The 16,104-nt window shown below is 66.3% G+C and carries 18 protein-coding genes; 10 read left to right on the plus strand and 8 right to left on the minus strand.

Annotated features, from left to right (window positions below; all coding sequences use genetic code 11):
• Positions 1-20 precede the first annotated feature (20 nt).
• From leuA to AABN02_RS01265, 6 genes are all read right to left on the minus strand, one after another.
• Entirely contained in the window at positions 21-1,730 is a 1,710-nt protein-coding gene (gene leuA, locus AABN02_RS01240; protein ID WP_338413216.1) for a 2-isopropylmalate synthase, read from the minus strand.
• Positions 1,731-1,944: 214 nt separating this feature from the next.
• Positions 1,945-2,787 (minus strand): CDP-diacylglycerol--serine O-phosphatidyltransferase, encoded by an 843-nt coding sequence (gene pssA, locus AABN02_RS01245; RefSeq protein ID WP_338413101.1) that lies wholly within the window; start codon positions 2,785-2,787, stop codon positions 1,945-1,947.
• 8 nt (positions 2,788-2,795) lie between these two features.
• Positions 2,796-3,581: a class I SAM-dependent methyltransferase gene (locus tag AABN02_RS01250; protein ID WP_338413102.1), complete on the minus strand. Its 786-nt coding sequence runs from the start codon at positions 3,579-3,581 to the stop codon at positions 2,796-2,798.
• A 152-nt stretch (positions 3,582-3,733) separates the two neighbouring features.
• Positions 3,734-4,750 (minus strand): ketol-acid reductoisomerase, encoded by a 1,017-nt coding sequence (ilvC, locus tag AABN02_RS01255; protein ID WP_338413103.1) that lies wholly within the window; start codon positions 4,748-4,750, stop codon positions 3,734-3,736.
• Positions 4,751-4,787: 37 nt separating this feature from the next.
• Positions 4,788-5,279, minus strand: coding sequence for an acetolactate synthase small subunit (ilvN, locus tag AABN02_RS01260; protein WP_338413104.1), 492 nt, complete (start codon positions 5,277-5,279; stop codon positions 4,788-4,790).
• Between the two features lie 106 nt (positions 5,280-5,385).
• Positions 5,386-7,170 (minus strand): acetolactate synthase 3 catalytic subunit, encoded by a 1,785-nt coding sequence (locus tag AABN02_RS01265; protein WP_338413105.1) that lies wholly within the window; start codon positions 7,168-7,170, stop codon positions 5,386-5,388.
• Positions 7,171-7,456: 286 nt separating this feature from the next.
• Here AABN02_RS01265 and AABN02_RS01270 point away from each other — a divergent pair, with 286 nt between their 5' ends.
• From AABN02_RS01270 to AABN02_RS01290, 5 genes are read left to right on the plus strand one after another with little or no spacing between them, the layout of a single operon-like run.
• Positions 7,457-8,023: an RNA polymerase sigma factor gene (locus AABN02_RS01270; protein WP_338413106.1), complete on the plus strand. Its 567-nt coding sequence runs from the start codon at positions 7,457-7,459 to the stop codon at positions 8,021-8,023.
• A 5-nt stretch (positions 8,024-8,028) separates the two neighbouring features.
• On the plus strand, positions 8,029-8,571 hold the full coding sequence (locus AABN02_RS01275) for a DUF3619 family protein (protein ID WP_338413107.1): 543 nt from the start codon (positions 8,029-8,031) through the stop codon (positions 8,569-8,571).
• Positions 8,572-8,576: 5 nt separating this feature from the next.
• Positions 8,577-9,332 (plus strand): DUF3106 domain-containing protein, encoded by a 756-nt coding sequence (locus AABN02_RS01280; protein WP_338413108.1) that lies wholly within the window; start codon positions 8,577-8,579, stop codon positions 9,330-9,332.
• Positions 9,333-9,358: 26 nt separating this feature from the next.
• Positions 9,359-9,907: an RDD family protein gene (locus AABN02_RS01285; RefSeq protein ID WP_338413109.1), complete on the plus strand. Its 549-nt coding sequence runs from the start codon at positions 9,359-9,361 to the stop codon at positions 9,905-9,907.
• A 43-nt stretch (positions 9,908-9,950) separates the two neighbouring features.
• The gene (locus tag AABN02_RS01290; RefSeq protein WP_338413110.1) at positions 9,951-10,331 is read left to right on the plus strand and encodes a diacylglycerol kinase; all 381 of its coding nucleotides are present in this window, start codon (positions 9,951-9,953) and stop codon (positions 10,329-10,331) included.
• A 9-nt stretch (positions 10,332-10,340) separates the two neighbouring features.
• Here AABN02_RS01290 and AABN02_RS01295 read toward each other — a convergent pair whose 3' ends face one another.
• Together AABN02_RS01295 and ettA are read right to left on the minus strand one after the other, a co-directional pair.
• Entirely contained in the window at positions 10,341-10,679 is a 339-nt protein-coding gene (locus AABN02_RS01295) for a P-II family nitrogen regulator (protein ID WP_179635022.1), read from the minus strand.
• A gap of 64 nt (positions 10,680-10,743) precedes the next feature.
• Complete coding sequence (gene ettA / locus AABN02_RS01300; RefSeq protein ID WP_338413111.1) at positions 10,744-12,408, minus strand: energy-dependent translational throttle protein EttA; 1,665 nt, start codon at positions 12,406-12,408, stop codon at positions 10,744-10,746.
• A 205-nt stretch (positions 12,409-12,613) separates the two neighbouring features.
• On the opposite strand from ettA, the gene AABN02_RS01305 reads away from it, so the two are divergent.
• The 5 genes from AABN02_RS01305 to AABN02_RS01325 are packed head-to-tail and all read left to right on the plus strand — an operon-like array spanning position 12,614 to position 16,083.
• Entirely contained in the window at positions 12,614-13,105 is a 492-nt protein-coding gene (locus tag AABN02_RS01305) for a type IV pilin protein (RefSeq protein ID WP_338413112.1), read from the plus strand.
• 14 nt (positions 13,106-13,119) lie between these two features.
• A complete protein-coding gene (locus tag AABN02_RS01310; RefSeq protein WP_338413113.1) occupies positions 13,120-13,746 on the plus strand; it encodes a GspH/FimT family pseudopilin in 627 nt (208 codons plus the stop codon).
• Between the two features lie 10 nt (positions 13,747-13,756).
• Complete coding sequence (locus tag AABN02_RS01315; protein ID WP_338413114.1) at positions 13,757-14,200, plus strand: pilus assembly protein PilV; 444 nt, start codon at positions 13,757-13,759, stop codon at positions 14,198-14,200.
• Between the two features lie 10 nt (positions 14,201-14,210).
• Positions 14,211-15,395: a PilW family protein gene (locus AABN02_RS01320; RefSeq protein ID WP_338413115.1), complete on the plus strand. Its 1,185-nt coding sequence runs from the start codon at positions 14,211-14,213 to the stop codon at positions 15,393-15,395.
• A 22-nt stretch (positions 15,396-15,417) separates the two neighbouring features.
• Positions 15,418-16,083 (plus strand): hypothetical protein, encoded by a 666-nt coding sequence (locus AABN02_RS01325; RefSeq protein WP_338413116.1) that lies wholly within the window; start codon positions 15,418-15,420, stop codon positions 16,081-16,083.
• Positions 16,084-16,104 lie beyond the last annotated feature (21 nt).

Genomic DNA, 16,104 nt, shown 5'->3' on the forward strand with positions numbered 1-16,104 from the left:
CAGGATTCGAGATTCGGGATTCAGGAGATCGTTTCTTCGGCCGTCCCCAACCGGGTCGCGGTCTGGTGGCGCTGGCTGGCCCGGGCCCAACCCGACAGCACGGCATGGATCGAGGCCGTCACGATGTTGGCATCGATGCCCACACCGAAACAGGCCGGGCCATGGCCGACACGCACCTCGACAAAGGCCGCCGCACGCGCGCCCGCGCCGGCACCGATCGCATGTTCGTGGTAGTCGAGCACCTCGACCGCCTGCCCGGTAGCCGCACCGAGCGCCGCGACAAAGGCATCGAGCGGCCCGTTGCCCTGCCCGCTCAATGCCTGCCAGCCGTTCGGGCCGTGCCAGTCGGCGCTGACACGCACCGAGCCATCCGGCGCACTGTCCTGCTGCTGCAGGCTGCGCAGGTCGGCCGGACGCTGCTCCAGCCCGTACTCGCGCGAGAAGATCGCCCACAGATCGGCAGCGCTCACCTCGCGCCCTTCGCCGTCGGTCACCGCCTGCACCGCCTGGCTGAACTCGATCTGCAGCCGCCGGGGCAACTCCAGCCCGTACTCGGCCTCCAGCAGATACGCGATGCCGCCTTTGCCCGACTGGCTGTTGACGCGGATCACCGCCTCGTAGCTGCGGCCCAGGTCCTTGGGGTCGATCGGCAAGTAGGGCATGTCCCAGAGTTCGTCCGGACGCCGCGCCGCGAAGGCCTTCTTGATCGCGTCCTGGTGCGAGCCGGAGAACGAGGTGTAGACCAGCTCGCCCACATAGGGATGGCGCGGATGCACGGGCAACTGGTTGCAGTGCTCGACGGTGCGGCGGATGGCGTCGATGTCCGAGAATTCCAGCCCCGGCGCCACGCCCTGGGTGTAGAGATTGAGCGCGATGTTGACCAGATCAACGTTGCCGGTGCGCTCGCCATTGCCAAAGAGACAGCCCTCGATGCGGTCCGCGCCGGCCATCAGCGCCAGCTCGCCGGCGGCAGTGCCAGTACCACGGTCATTGTGCGGGTGGACCGACAGCACGATCGCCTCACGCCGGGCGAGGTGGCGGTGCATCCACTCGACCATGTCGGCGAAGATGTTCGGCGTCGAGTGCTCCACCGTCGACGGCAGGTTGATGATGCACTTGTGCGCGGGCGTCGGCTGCCAGACGGCGGTGACGGCATCGACCACGCGGCAGGAGAACGCCAGCTCGGTGCCGGAGAACATCTCGGGCGAGTACTCGAAGGTCCAGTGCGTCTCGGGGCGCTGTGCGGCGCGGTCGCGGATCATCCGCGCGTGGGTCACGGCGAGATCGACGATGCCGTCCTCGTCCAGCCCCAGCACCACACGGCGCATCACCGGCGCCGTGGCGTTGTAGACATGCACCACCACGCGCGGCGCACCGGCCACCGCCTCGAAGGTGCGCTCGATCAGGTGCTCGCGGGCCTGGGTCAGCACCTGGATGGTGACGTCGTCGGGGATGCGGCGCTGCTCGATCAGCCGGCGCACAAAATCGAAGTCCGTCTGCGAGGCGGACGGGAAACCGACCTCGATCTCCTTGAAGCCGACGCGCACCAGCAGTTCGAACATGCGCAGCTTGCGCTCGCTGTCCATCGGTTCGATCAGCGCCTGGTTGCCATCGCGCAGGTCGACGCTGCACCAGATCGGCGCCTGCGTCAGCACGGCATCGGGCCAGGTGCGGTCGGTCAGGCGCACCGGGGCGAACGGGCGGTATTTCTCGGCGGGGTTGCTCAACATGCTCATGGGGTGGGACGGTCAGGTTGGAGACGAGGATCCTGCAACGCCGCACCACAAATACAAACGGCCCGCTGCGTTGCGCTGAGGCGGGCCGTTGATCCACAAAGGGTACAGATGTGACTGATCAGCGCGCCCGGGGCACTCCTAGTAGTCGCAGCGAGAAGAAGCGGACAACGCAGATCATCGATTCACTATAGCACGCAGGAACCGCATTTCAGCGGTGCAGACCTTCTTCGTCGGGCTCGTCGGTGGAGGTCGCGATCACGCTCACCGGTCGGCCCCGCGACTTCTTGACCGCATAGACCACGTAGCCCGAAATGCCGTAGACGATGAACACGCCGAACAGCACCAGCGGCGGGTGGTAGGTGATGACGGCGATGCCGAGCGCAATCGCCACGATGACGATGAAGGGCACCGTGCGCTTGAAGTTGACGTCCTTGAAGCTGTAGAACGGCACGTTGGTGACCATCGTCAGCCCGGCGTACAGCGTCAGCGCGAAGGCCAGCCAGGTCAGCCAGGGAATGTCGCGCACGCCCTTGTAGCCGAGGTCGTCCATCACCCAGATCAGGCCGGTGACCAGCGCCGCTGCCGCCGGACTGGGCAGGCCCTGGAAGAAGCGCTTGTCGACCACGCCGATGTTGGTGTTGAAGCGGGCCAGCCGCAGCGCTGCTCCCGCGCAATAGACAAACGCCGCCAGCCAGCCCAGCTTGCCCAGGCCGCGCAGCGCCCATTCGTAGACGATGAGTGCCGGTGCCGCGCCAAAGGACACCATGTCGGCCAGGCTGTCCATCTGCTCGCCAAAGGCACTCTGGGTGTTGGTCATGCGCGCGACGCGGCCGTCGAGACTGTCGAGCACCATCGCGCAGAACACACCGATCGCCGCCTGGTCGAAGCGCCCGTTCATGGCCATCACGACGGCGTAGAAGCCACCGAACAGGCCCGCCAGCGTGAACAGGTTGGGCAGGATGTAGATGCCCTTGCGGCGCGGGCGGCTCGGTGCCGGACCATCCAACTCGTCAAGGGGATCGGGACGGTCGTTCGATGTGTGATCGTTCATGGGATGGATTATCGCGAAGCACGGGCGTGCACGTACACCCATGGGTCCATCAATCGCGCGCGCTGCTGCGGATCGTCGATCCGCTGGCCGCGCAGATCGTAGAGCTGCAACTCCTCGAAACCCTGCTCCAGCGTCTGCCGAACCAGTTCCTGCGGACGGATGTAGTAGTTGCTTCCGCCGGCCAGCGGGTCGAGCAGTTCGATCCAGGCACGCTCCGCGATCGGCCATTCGCTGCGGTTGATGCGCCGCATCTGCGACCAGAAGCGCTGGGTTTTGACAAAGTCGCGCAGGCCCTTCCAGCGGATGCCCCGGCGGCTGTCCATCCAGTTCAGGTTGTGCGAGGAATAGACCAGGTGCCCGCCCGGGCGCAGGACACGGCGGCATTCGGCCAGCGCCGTGGCACGTGCATCGGCGCCCACCAGATCGATGCCGTTGAAGCTGAACAGCACGATGTCGAACGAGGCGGCCGCGAAGGGCATGCGCCGGGCGTCTGCCACTTCGAACCGGATCTCCGGGTTCTTCAACAGCTCGCTGAACCGCTCCCGGCAGGCCGCCACCATCGGAGCCGCCACATCGGCCCCGAGATAGCGCCGGCAGCGCTGCGCCAGTGCGATCGTGGTCCGCCCTCCCCCGACCCCCAGGTCCAGCAACTCGCTGTCGGCCAGCGAGGGCCCGATGCGCTCGAAGATCGCCTGCTCGGGCAGTTGCAGCAGCGACTGCCGCGCGTACCGGCGGACCACATCGTCCGAACCATAGAACTCTTCCCTGTGCGGAACCGGAACAGCCTGTGCCATGCATGAACTCCTTGAGGTGAAGAGCTTGTTAAGCCAATAATTCCATCATTTTGCCTACTATGCCGCACACGCCATGAAAAACGGCGCCGAAGCGCCGTTTGAACTTTCAACTCGCGATGGCGGATGCCCGTTCAAGCCATCCGTTGCGGGCCTCAGTTGCGGGTCTTGTCGACCAGCTTGTTCGCCTTGATCCAGGGCATCATCGCGCGCAGCTTTTCGCCGACGACTTCGATCTGGTGCTCTTCGGTCAGGCGACGGCGGCTGATCAGCGTCGGGGCGCCGGCCTTGTTCTCCAGGATGAAGGACTTGGCGTATTCGCCGGTCTGGATGTCCTTCAGGCACTGGCGCATCGCGTCCTTGGTCGCCGCGGTCACGATCTTCGGGCCCGTCACGTACTCGCCGTACTCGGCGTTGTTCGAGATCGAGTAGTTCATGTTCGCGATGCCGCCTTCGTAGATCAGGTCCACGATCAGCTTCAGCTCGTGCAGGCACTCGAAGTACGCCATTTCGGGCGCGTAGCCGGCTTCCACCAGCGTCTCGAAGCCCGCCTTGATCAGCTCGACCGCACCGCCGCACAGAACAGCCTGCTCGCCGAACAGGTCGGTCTCGGTCTCTTCGCGGAAGTTGGTCTCGATGATGCCGGCCTTGCCGCCGCCGTTGGCGGTGGCGTAGGACAGGGCCAGATCACGCGCCTTGCCGGTCTTGTCGGCGTAGACGGCGATCAGGTGCGGCACGCCGCCACCTTGCACGTAGGTGCCGCGCACGGTGTGGCCCGGGGCCTTCGGGGCGACCATCCACACGTCGATGTCGCTGCGCGGCACGACCTGGCCGTAGTGGACATTGAAGCCGTGGGCGAAGGCCAGCGAAGCGCCTTCCTTCATGTTCGGGCCGACTTCGGCGTTGTAGACCGAAGCGATCTGCTCATCGGGCAGCAGGATCATGACGACGTCGGCATCACGCACGGCGTCGGCGATCTCGGCAACCTTCAGGCCGGCCTTCTCGGCCTTGGACCACGAAGCGCCACCCTTGCGCAGGCCGACGGTGACCTTGACGCCCGAGTCGTTCAGGTTCTGGGCGTGGGCATGGCCTTGCGAGCCGTAGCCGATGATGGTGACGTTCTTGCCCTTGATGAGGGACAGGTCGGCATCCTTGTCGTAGTAAACCTTCATGGGGAGTTCCGTTTTCTGAGTCTGTAGCGGGGATCGATCAAACACGCAGGATGCGCTCACCGCGCCCGATCCCGCTGGTACCGGTGCGCACGGTTTCTAGGATGGCGGTGCGGTCCACCGCCTGGATGAATGCATCGAGCTTGTCGGAGTCGCCCGTCAGCTCGATGGTGTAGCTCTTGTCGGTCACGTCGATGATGCGGCCGCGGAAGATGTCGGCCAGCCGCATCATCTCCTCGCGTTCCTTGCCGACGGCGCGCACCTTGATGAGCATCAGCTCACGGGCACTGAAGCTGCCTTCGGTCAGGTCCACGACCTTCACCACCTCGATCAGGCGGTTCAGGTGCTTGGTGATCTGCTCGATGACCTCGTCGGAGCCACTGGTGACGATGGTCATGCGCGACAGCGAGGCGTCCTCGGTCGGTGCGACCGTCAGGCTCTCGATGTTGTAGCCACGGGCCGAGAACAGGCCGACGACACGCGACAGCGCGCCGGCTTCGTTCTCCAGCAAAAGGGCAATGATGTGTTTCATGTCGGTCTCCTGGCCATGGGCCGCGCACCGGCAGCGGTAACCGCCGGCGCACCCCATGGGCCTGTCCACAATCAGTCGGATGGGAAGGGGCTGACGCCCCTGTGCGTCACAGGTCCTCGGAGCCCAGCAGCATCTCGGAGATGCCCATGCCGGCCTTGACCATCGGCCAGACGTTTTCGGTCCGGTCGGTGCGCACGTCGAGGAACACGGTGCGGTCCTTCAGACGGATCATTTCCTTCAAGGCCGGTTCGACCTCGGAGGGCTTCTCGATCTTGATGCCGACGTGGCCATAGGCCTCGGCGAGCTTCACGAAGTCCGGCAGCGCGTCCATGTAGCTGTGCGAGTAGCGGCCCTGGTAGTCCAGTTCCTGCCACTGGCGCACCATGCCCAGATAGCGGTTGTTCAGGGAGACGACCTTCACCGCCGTGCCGTACTGCTGGCAGGTGGACAGCTCCTGGATGCACATCTGGATCGAGCCTTCGCCGGTGATGCAGAACACATCCGACTCGGGCTTGGCCAGCTTGATGCCCATCGCGTAGGGCAGGCCGACGCCCATCGTGCCCAGACCACCGGAGTTGATCCAGCGGCGCGGCTCGTCGAAGCCGAAGTACTGCGCCGCCCACATCTGGTGCTGGCCGACGTCGGACGTGATGTAGGTGTCACGGCCGCGGGTCAGGTTCCACAGGGTCTCGACCACGTACTGCGGCTTGATGACCTCGTCGGAGTTCTTGTACTTCAGGCACTCGCGACCACGCCACTCGTTGATCTGCGCCCACCAGGCGTTCATCGCGGCCGGCTCGGCGCGCTGCTGGTGCTCGCGGATCTGGGTGATCAGCTCCTGCAGCACGTCCTTGACGTCGCCCACGATGGGGATGTCGACCTTGACGCGCTTGGAGATCGACGACGGGTCGATGTCGATGTGGATGATCTTGCGCTCGACCGAGGCGAAGTGCTTCGGGTTGCCGATCACGCGGTCATCGAAGCGCGCGCCCACCGCCAGCAGGACGTCGCAGTTCTGCATCGTCATGTTGGCTTCGTAGGTGCCGTGCATGCCCAGCATCCCAAGGAAACGCGGATCGGTGGACGGTGTCGCGCCCAGGCCCATCAGCGTGTTCGTGACCGGGTAGCCCAGCAGGTCGACCAGCTCGCGCAGCTCCGCCGAGGCGTTGCCCAGGATCACGCCGCCGCCGGTGTAGATGTAGGGGCGCTTGGCCGACAGCAGCAGCGCGACGGCCTTGCGGATCTGGCCGCCGTGGCCCTTGCGCACCGGGTTGTACGAGCGCATCTCGACCGTTTCCGGGTACTGGAACGTGGCCATCTTCAGCGACACGTCCTTCGGGATGTCCACGACCACGGGGCCAGGGCGGCCGGTGCGGGCGATGTGGAAGGCCTTCTTGATCGTCACGGCCAGATCGCGCACGTCCTTGACCAGGAAGTTGTGCTTGACGATCGGGCGCGTGATGCCGACGGTATCGCACTCCTGGAAGGCGTCGAGGCCGATCGCGGGCGTGGGCACCTGGCCGGTGATCACGACCATCGGGATCGAGTCCATGTAGGCCGTGGCGATGCCGGTCACCGCATTGGTGACACCGGGGCCGGACGTGACCAGCGCGACACCGACATTGCCCGTTGCGCGGGCATAGCCATCAGCCGCGTGCACGGCTGCCTGCTCGTGGCGCACCAGAACGTGCTGGATCGTCTCTTGCTTGTAGAGCGCGTCGTAGATGTAGAGCACCGAACCACCGGGATAGCCCCAGATGAATTCGACGTTTTCGGCCTGCAGACTGCGGACCAGGATTTCCGAACCGTTGATCTCGGCAGCGGGCGCGTTGTCGCGCGGGGCGGGTGCCGACGAGGCGGCACGCTTTTGTTCAGCAGCAGACATGTCCATTTGGATGAACCTTTCGGGTTTTCTCTGACGAAAATCGATCGGTGCGCCTCCCCGCGCCCTCGTGGGGTGGGATCGGTGCCGGGGGGTCGATCACGCGATCTCCCGGGTCGGGCGATCGGCGCAGACCATTGCACGCGTCGTGCGAAGGCGGGATTATCGCACTCTTGTGCACGGCCATGCTGCACCGCGATGCAAAGGCGGTGGGTGCCATAATTGCAGCCGCTGTCCTCACCGCCCTCGACTCTCTCCGCTCACGCTGCACGCCGCACCCTCCGGCGCAACTTCCTTGGCCGCAGATCAAGAACTGTCCGACTTCCTGCAAAGTGTCGAAAAACGCGCCTTCAAGCGCACCGTCTACATGGTGCGCGACGAGGATGCGGCGCTCGACATCGTCCAGGACTCGATGATTCGCCTGGCGCAGCGGTATGGAGACCGGCCTACGAACGAGTGGCCGATGCTGTTCCAGCGCATCCTGTCGAACGCGACGATGGACTGGTTTCGCCACCAGAAGGTGCGCAATGCCGTCCTGAAGAATTTCTCCGATTTCGAAGGGCACGATGGCGACGCAGACTTCGATCTGCTCGAACATCTGGCCACCGAAACCACCGCAGGCGATACAGAAAGCGCCGACAGTGCCTTCGCACGGGTACAGACCTTGCAACACATCGAAGAAGCGGTCTCGACGCTGCCAGCTCGTCAACGTGAAGCCTTCCTTATGCGTTATTGGGAGGAAATGGATGTTGCCGAGACAGCCGCGGCCATGGGCTGCTCGGAAGGTAGTGTCAAGACGCACTGTTCCCGCGCAGTGCATGCATTGGCCAAAGCGCTCAAAGCCAAGGGAATTTCACTGTGAACACCGTGTCGACTGCACGAACCATACTGCCCGCAGAAGCAGATGCCCTGGAGGCACGCTTCGCGTTGCGCCTGACCGCCCGCCTCGAAGGCGGCGCGCAATCGCTGCCGCACGACATCAGCGAGCGATTGCGGGTGGCACGCATGCAGGCACTGGCACAGGCCCGCCACCAGGCGGTCGCGGCCAAACGCCCGCAGACCGAAGCGGCCTCGGGCATGTCGATCGTCGGCATTGACGCGCACACTGGCACGGCCACGCTCGGACGCATGGGCGGGCCGGGCGAGTCGGTCTGGTGGAGCCGCCTGGGATGGCTCGTGCCCACACTGGTGCTGGCACTCGGTCTGACCGGCATGGGCGAATGGGAGTCCCGCGAGCAGATCGCGCGTGCAGCACAGATGGACACGGAACTGCTCGGCGACGACCTGCCCCCGGCAGCCTATCTCGACGAGGGATTTGGGGAGTTCCTGCGCCGTCCGCCCGAAGCACCGGTGTCGATCGTGACGCCGGAAGAAGCAAGCCCCGGCCTGCTCGCATCGGCAGGGAGTTGAAAAGCATGGTCTTTCAATCGGTGCGGGCGCGGTCCGTCTCGGGCCTGATGCTGGCCACCCTGGCGCTGGCGTTCTCGATGCAGGTCGGCGCCCAGGGCCAGCCTGTCGGGGCATCTGGGCCGACGTGGGCGGAACTCAGTGCTGGAGAACGACAGGCACTTCAGCCGCTGCAGAGCCAGTGGAACGGGATCGACAGCCTGCGCAAGCAGAAGTGGCGTGATGTCGCGAACCGCTACGCCAGCCTCCCGGCCGTGCAGCAGGATCGGCTGCACGAACGCATGGTCGAATGGGCCACGATGAGCCCGGCGCAACGCAATGCGGCGCGCATCAATTTCGAAGAACTGCGCAAATTGCCGGCCACGGAGCGGCAGACCCGCTGGGAGGCCTACCAGAGCCTGCCCGCCGACGCGCGCCAGGCCCTGCTCACCCAGGCCGGTAGCCGACCTCTCGCCGCGTCTGCAGTGCAGTCCCCGGCTGCCGCGCGCAAGTCCCTGGCCTCCGGCGACACCCAGTCCAAATCGAACATTGTGGCCACTCCCCAGACGGTGAAACCACTGTCGGTCGCCCCCGGCACGGTCCAGGCGGGCGTCGGCGCCAGCACCAGACCCATCAACAAGCCGCCCACCCCGCCGCGCCACCAGCAGAGCGGCATGCCCAAGATTGCAGCTACGCCGGAGTTCGTCCAGAACGACACCCTCCTGCCCCAACGCGGTCCGCAAGGTGCGGGCGCAACGCCTGCCGCGCGACCCGATGTTCCCTGACCCCTGCATGACCGACTGATTGATTGATGGCTTCCCGGACCGCCCTGCCCTACACCCCTGAAGATGCCGATCCAGCCACGCTGCCCACACCGGGATTGCGTCGGCGGCTCGCAGCCATGCTCTATGAAGGGGTGGTCCTGTTCGGTGTGCTGATGGTGTCCGGCCTGCTGTTTTCGACCATCACCAACCAGCGCCACGCCCTCCAGGGGCGCATGGAACTGCAAGGCTTCCTGTTCGCGATGCTGGGGCTGTATTTCGCCTGGTTCTGGGTCCACAGCGGCCAGACCGTCGCGATGAAGACCTGGCATGTCCGGGTCGTCCGGCTGGACGGGCGCCCGCTGGGGTGGCCGAAGGCACTCGCCCGCTACGCGCTCAGCTGGTTGTGGTTCCTGCCAGCCCTGGGGGTTGCAGCAGCCCTGAATCTCCACAGCTCCCGCGACTACACACTGGCCCTGCTGGCCGGCGTGGTCGTCTACGCTGCCCTGACGCGCCTGCTGCCCGATCGGCAGTTCCTGCACGACCGCCTCTGCCAGACGCGGCTCGTCACCTGGCGCCCCGCGCCACGCCGCCGCTGATCGACGCACACGACTGGGCGGCGCTGGCACAATTCGCGCCACCATGTCCAATCCCCACAAGGGCCGCACCGGCCTAGACCGCATCCGCCACGCCGCGGGCTACTCGCTCGAAGGCCTCACCAGCGCTTACCGCGGTGAAAGCGCGTTCCGCCAGGAAACCTGGCTCGCCCTCGTCCTGATCCCGCTGGCCTTCTGGCTGGGCCAGACCTGGGTCGAGACGGCGCTGCTGGGTGGCAGTGTGGTGATGGTGCTCATCGTCGAGTTGCTGAATTCGGCGGTCGAGGCCACCGTCGACCGCATTTCCTTCGAACTGCATGAACTCGCCAAGCGGGCGAAGGACTTCGGCAGCGCCGCGGTCTTCCTTGCCCTGGCGGTGACCGGTGCCATCTGGGCCGCAGCCCTGTGGCACCGGTTCATGGTCTGAGCGAGGGGCTCAGACCGCCGCTTCGTCGGTCTCGCCGGTGCGGATGCGGATGACCTGCTCCACCGGGGTCACGAAGATCTTGCCGTCACCGATCTTGCCGGTCTTGGCCGCCTTGACGATGGCCTCCAGGCAGCGGTCGACGTCCACCGTCTTCACGACCACTTCGATCTTCACCTTCGGCAGGAAGTCGACCACGTACTCGGCACCGCGGTACAGCTCCGTGTGGCCCTTCTGGCGACCGAAACCCTTGACCTCGGTGACGGTCAGGCCCGTGACGCCCACTTCGGCCAGGGCCTCGCGGACCTCTTCGAGCTTGAAGGGCTTGATGATGGCGGTGATCTGTTTCATGCGCGTGCTCCGGAGGCGTTGCAGGTCAAGTTACGAATCAATTTAACACCAGTACGCAGCCGCATCACTTGAGGGCCTTGTAGCGGAAGCGCTTCGGACGCGCGCCCTCTTCGCCCAGGCGACGCTTCTTGTCGGCCTCGTATTCCTGGTAGTTGCCGTCGAAGAAAACCCACTGCGAATCGCCCTCAGCCGCCAGGATGTGCGTGCAGATGCGGTCCAGGAACCAGCGGTCGTGGGAGATCACCATGGCCGAGCCGGCAAACTCCAGCAGCGCCTCTTCCAGCGCGCGCAGGGTTTCGACGTCCAGGTCGTTCGACGGTTCGTCCAGCATCAGCACATTGCCGCCCTGTGCCAGCGTCTTGGCCAGGTGCAGGCGGCCACGTTCACCGCCCGACAGGCTGCCAACAAGCTTCTGCTGGTCGTTGCCCTTGAAGTTGAAGCGGCCGATGTAGGCGCGGCTGGGCATCACGAACTTGCCCACCACGATGTTGTCCAGACCACCGGAGACGTCCTGCCACACCGTCTTGGTGTCGTCCAGGCTCTGGCGGCTCTGGTCCACGAAGGCCAGGCGCGCGGTCTTGCCGATCTTGACGTCGCCGTTGTCCGGCTTCTCGACCCCCTGGATCAGGCGGAACAGCGTCGACTTGCCGGCACCGTTCGGGCCGATGATGCCGACGATGGCGCCCGCCGGCACCTTGAAGCTCAGGTTGTCGATCAGCACGCGGTCGCCGAAGCTCTTGGTGACGCCGTCGAACTCGATCACTTCATTGCCCAGGCGCTCGGCCACCGGGATGAAGATCTCGTTGGTCTCGTTGCGCTTCTGGTAGTCGACGTCGCTCAGTTCCTCGAAACGGGCCAGACGCGCCTTGCTCTTGGCCTGGCGGCCCTTGGCGTTCTTGCGCACCCACTCCAGCTCGACCTTCATCGCGCGGGCGCGGGCGTCTTCGGTCTTCTGCTCCTGCTCCAGGCGCTTGCCCTTGCCTTCCAGCCAGTCGGAGTAGTTGCCCTTGTACGGGAAGCCCTGGCCACGGTCGAGTTCCAGGATCCACTCGGCCGCGTTGTCGAGGAAGTAGCGGTCGTGGGTGATGGCCACCACGGTGCCGGTGAAGCGCTGCAGGAAGTGCTCCAGCCACTCGACCGACTCGGCGTCCAAGTGGTTGGTGGGCTCGTCCAGCAGCAGCATGTCCGGCTTGGACAGCAGCAGGCGACACAGGGCCACGCGGCGCTTTTCACCACCGGACAGGTTGCCGATCACGGCGTCCCACGGCGACAGGCGCAGTGCGTCGGCGGCGATTTCCAGCTGCAGGTCGGTGTTCTCGCTGCCAGCCGCGGCGATGATCGACTCCAGCTCGGCCTGCTCGGCCGCCAGCGCGTCGAAATCGGCGTTCTCGTCGGCGTAGGCGGTGTAGACCTCGTCCAGGCGCTTCTTGGCCGCGATCACGCCGCCAATGCCTTCCTCGACCGCCTCGCGCACGGTCTGGTCCGGGTTGAGCTGCGGCTCCTGCGGCAGATACCCGATCTTCAGACCCGGCATCGGGGTGGCTTCGCCTTCGATGTCCTTGTCGATGCCGGCCATGATCTTCAGCAGCGTCGACTTGCCCGAGCCATTGAGGCCGAGCACGCCGATCTTGGCACCGGGGAAGAAGGACAGCGAGATGCCCTTGAGGATCTGCCGCTTCGGCGGCACGATCTTGCCGACGCGGTTCATCGTGAAAACGTACTGGGCCATGGAGTTCTTGGTAGGTTGTCTGTTGCCAATCTTCTATTGTCGCCGCAAGCGTGTGGCTGCGGTACAGCGATGCCGCGGCAATCCAGCCGACGAACGGCCGGCTGGGTCCGACCAACGGCAGCCCGCCCGCGTGACGGGAACGCACGGGGCGCCTAGCATCCCCTCACTCTTTCATTTTTGCGCGATTCCCCGGTCGCCTGCCGACATGGCCCTGCCCGCCTTCGCTTCTGCTCCTGTCCCCGCCACCGGTCGGCGCGCTGCGCGTTCGCGCGGCTTCACACTCATCGAGGTGATGGTGACCATCGCCATCATCGGCATCCTGGCCGCCATCGCCCTGCCGGCGTACAGCGACTACCTCCGCCGCGGCGAACTGCCGGAAGCCTTCAGCACCCTGGCCAGCCAGCGCGTGGCCATGGAGCAGTACTACCAGGACAACCGCCAGTACGGCACCAACACCTGCTCGGAAGGCAAGATCAGCTTCTCGGATGTGCCGGTCAACGGGGCCAAGTTCAGCTACGCCTGCAAGCTCAGCGGCACCAACGGCAACCAGGCCTACACGCTCACCGCCACCGGCACCAGCCCGCACACCAAAGGCCACGACTACACCCTCAACGAGGCCGGCCAGCAGGGCACGGTCAAGTTCAAGGGCGACGTGGTCAGCAAGGCCTGCTGGCTCAAGCGCGGGTCGGAGTGCTGAGCATGGTGGTGACGATGGCGCCCCCTCGCAGCCCGGGCGGCTTCACGCTGATCGAGCTGATGGTGACGCTGGCGGTGCTGGCTGCGCTGCTGCTGGCCGTCACGCCGATGGTGCGTGACTGGATGCTGGACATCGAGATCCGCAACGCCGCCGAGTCGATCAGCAGCGGCCTGAGCCGCGCCCGAGCGCTCGCGGTGCAGCGCAATGAACCGGTCATGTTCTCCCTGGTCTCCAATGTCGCGCAGCCGGGCACGCTGGACGATTCCTGCGCCCTGTCCGCCAGCTCGGCCTCGTGGGTCGTGAGTCTGGACAGCCCGGCCGGCCAGTGCGGCCAACCACTGGGCACCACGACCGGCACCCGGCTGGTGGAGCGCCACGCCCGCGGCGACGGCTCGGCCGGCGTCCAGGTGGAGGTGCGCGACGCGAACTGCAGGAGCGCCGCCACCCATGCCCAGGTCGTGTTCAACGGCTTCGGCCGCGCGCAGGCCGATCCCGCCCCGATCCGCTGCATCGTGATCTCCCACCCCGGCAGCAGCACCACCCGGACGCTGCACGTGGTGCTGAACACCGGCGGCGCCGTGCGCACCTGCGATCCGGCCGCCACCGATCCGCTCGACACCCGGCGCTGCCTGGTGAACTGAGGAGGCCCGCGTGACCCCCCGCCGCTCCCCCCGCCCCCAGCTCCCGGCCCCGAAGCCGAACGGCTTCGTCCTGCTGGAAGCGCTCATCGCGCTGCTCATCTTCGCACTGGCCGTGCTCGGTCTGGTCGGCCTGCAGGCGTCGATGACCCGTGCCAGCAGCAGCGCCAAGTACCGCGCCGATGCCGCCTACCTCGCCAGCGACCTCGTCGGTCTGATGTGGACCGACAGCCGCAACCTGGCGCTCTACGACGCTGGTGCCTGCGCCGGCCACCCGCCCTGCCAGCGCTGGCGCGAACGGGTGAGCGAACGCCTGCCGACCGGTGTCGGCCAGGCGCTGGTGTCGAAGACCGAGCCCGGTCAAGTCACGGTCAAGGTGACCTGGAAGGCGCCGAGCGACGACCAGCACCAGTTCGAGACCACGACCGCGATCAACCCGAATCCCGCCCTGCCCTGACCCGAGCGCCATGACCGCGTCCCCTGTCTCCCCGGCCGCCCAGCGCGGCGTCACGCTGATCGAGCTGATGATCGGCATGGTCATCGGCCTGCTCGCCGTCCTCGTGATCGCGCAGGTCACCACCGTCTATGAAGGCCGCAAGCGCACCATCACCGCCGGCTCCGATGCCCAGGTCAATGGCGCGCTGGCCCTGCAGACCCTGCAGCGCGACGTGCAGGCCAGCGGTTACGGCCTGACCGAAGGCGGCGCCACCGGCTGCCGCATCGTCGGCCAGCGTGCCGGCGTGGTCGGGAAGTTCGAGCGCACGCTGGCGCCGGTGGTCATCACCGATGGCGCGGACGGTGCGCCCGACAGCCTCGACGTGCTGATGAGCAACCACACGGACTTCGCGCTCCCGACCCGGGTCGCGGGCGCCCACACCAAGGAAAGCAATGTCTTCGTCGTCAGTGCCAACACCGACCTGGGACACCACAAGGGCGACCTGATGCTGGCCGTGCCCGTGCCGACCCCGGACCAGACCGACCCGTCCCGCTATTGCAGCCTGTTCAATGTGAGCGCCGAGCCGGTGGTTGGCAGCGCCCAGATCTTTCACGACGCCGGCGCCAACGGCCCGTGGAACCAGGACCTCGGCACCACCGTGTTTCCGGGGCTCAACAGCACCGACATCTCGTATCCGGCCGGCAGCCTGCTGCTCGACCTCGGCACGCTGGTCAGCCGGCGCTACTGCCTCACCGGGCTGGCCGATGCGCAGTGCGACACGCCAGCGCCGCAGGCGCCCTATCACCTGCGGCAGGTCTCTTTCGACAGCAGCACCGGCCAGCGCGTCGCCGACGACCTGTATCCGCAGATCGTGCAGTTGCAGGCCGTCTACGGCATCGATACCAGCGTGCCCGCCGACCAGGTGGCCGACGTCTGGACCCCCGTGTCGCCGACCACCGCCAAAGGCTGGCAGCGCGTCGTGGCCGTGCGGGTGGCCGTGGTTGCCCGCAGCACGCAGAACGAGCGGCGACCCAACCAGGCGGCCACGGACTGGGTCACGTCCAGCCTGCCAATCTGGTATCCGGACGGCACCACGGCCGAGTCGCTCCACGTCGAGAAGTCCCCGCCCGGTGCGGGCGACGACTGGCGCAACTACCGCTACAAGGTCTTCGAGACCGTGATTCCCCTGCGCAACCTGCTCTGGCAGCCCGCGTGAGCCGCCCATGGACCACCCCGCGATGAATGTCACTCCGATCACCCTGCCCCGCGGCCGGCAGCGCGGCGCCTCGCTGCTGTTTGCCATGATCACGGTGGTGGCGCTGTCGCTGGCGGCCGTGGCGATGATCCGCTCGGTCGACACCGGCACCACCATCCTCGGCAACCTGAGCTTCAAGCAGGACACGCTGCTGGCCACGGACGAGGCCACCCGGCTCGCCATCCGGTGGCTCGAAACACAGCAGAAGGCCAATCCGGACGGGCTGAACATCACCCAGCGCGACCAGGGCTACTGGGCCAAACTCGTTCCCGGACTGGACCCCACGTCGACCAGCACCTCCGCGACCCGGGTCGCCATCGACTGGAACAACGACAGCTGCCGCTCGCAGCGCGGCCCGACGCCCGTCGACTGCCTGCCCGCCCAAGAGAAATCGCTGGCCAACCAGATCACGGCGCGCTTCCTGATCGTGCGGCTGTGCTCCGAGGACGGCAACTCGACCGTCGGCACCAACCAGTGCCCGCGGCCGCTGAACGCCAGCAGCCAAGTCACCGGCGAGCGCGGCGAGATCAACAGCCAGAACCCGGTGCGCATCGGCTCCACCACGATGGCCGAGTACTACCGCATCGTCGTGCGTGCCCAGGGCGCGCGCAACACGGTCAGCACCACCGAAACGCTGGTGCACTTCTGAGGCACCGAGCCGAAACGCCAT

It is taken from the genome of uncultured Sphaerotilus sp. (assembly GCF_963924895.1).
Lineage (GTDB): Bacteria > Pseudomonadota > Gammaproteobacteria > Burkholderiales > Burkholderiaceae_C > Sphaerotilus.

What these genes read in the sequence shown, in the direction of transcription:
- AABN02_RS01285 (WP_338413109.1), top strand. Translation starts at nt 9,359, where the DNA reads ATGGCTTCCCGGACCGCCCTGCCCTACACCCCTGAAGATGCCGATCCA.
- AABN02_RS01250 (WP_338413102.1), bottom strand. Translation starts at nt 3,581, where the DNA reads ATGGCACAGGCTGTTCCGGTTCCGCACAGGGAAGAGTTCTATGGTTCG.
- ilvC (WP_338413103.1), bottom strand. Translation starts at nt 4,750, where the DNA reads ATGAAGGTTTACTACGACAAGGATGCCGACCTGTCCCTCATCAAGGGC.
- AABN02_RS01320 (WP_338413115.1), top strand. Translation starts at nt 14,211, where the DNA reads ATGACCGCGTCCCCTGTCTCCCCGGCCGCCCAGCGCGGCGTCACGCTG.
- ettA (WP_338413111.1), bottom strand. Translation starts at nt 12,408, where the DNA reads ATGGCCCAGTACGTTTTCACGATGAACCGCGTCGGCAAGATCGTGCCG.
- pssA (WP_338413101.1), bottom strand. Translation starts at nt 2,787, where the DNA reads ATGAACGATCACACATCGAACGACCGTCCCGATCCCCTTGACGAGTTG.
- AABN02_RS01290 (WP_338413110.1), top strand. Translation starts at nt 9,951, where the DNA reads ATGTCCAATCCCCACAAGGGCCGCACCGGCCTAGACCGCATCCGCCAC.
- AABN02_RS01325 (WP_338413116.1), top strand. Translation starts at nt 15,418, where the DNA reads ATGAATGTCACTCCGATCACCCTGCCCCGCGGCCGGCAGCGCGGCGCC.
- AABN02_RS01280 (WP_338413108.1), top strand. Translation starts at nt 8,577, where the DNA reads ATGGTCTTTCAATCGGTGCGGGCGCGGTCCGTCTCGGGCCTGATGCTG.
- AABN02_RS01265 (WP_338413105.1), bottom strand. Translation starts at nt 7,170, where the DNA reads ATGGACATGTCTGCTGCTGAACAAAAGCGTGCCGCCTCGTCGGCACCC.
- AABN02_RS01305 (WP_338413112.1), top strand. Translation starts at nt 12,614, where the DNA reads ATGGCCCTGCCCGCCTTCGCTTCTGCTCCTGTCCCCGCCACCGGTCGG.
- AABN02_RS01295 (WP_179635022.1), bottom strand. Translation starts at nt 10,679, where the DNA reads ATGAAACAGATCACCGCCATCATCAAGCCCTTCAAGCTCGAAGAGGTC.
- leuA (WP_338413216.1), bottom strand. Translation starts at nt 1,730, where the DNA reads ATGTTGAGCAACCCCGCCGAGAAATACCGCCCGTTCGCCCCGGTGCGC.
- AABN02_RS01310 (WP_338413113.1), top strand. Translation starts at nt 13,120, where the DNA reads ATGGCGCCCCCTCGCAGCCCGGGCGGCTTCACGCTGATCGAGCTGATG.
- ilvN (WP_338413104.1), bottom strand. Translation starts at nt 5,279, where the DNA reads ATGAAACACATCATTGCCCTTTTGCTGGAGAACGAAGCCGGCGCGCTG.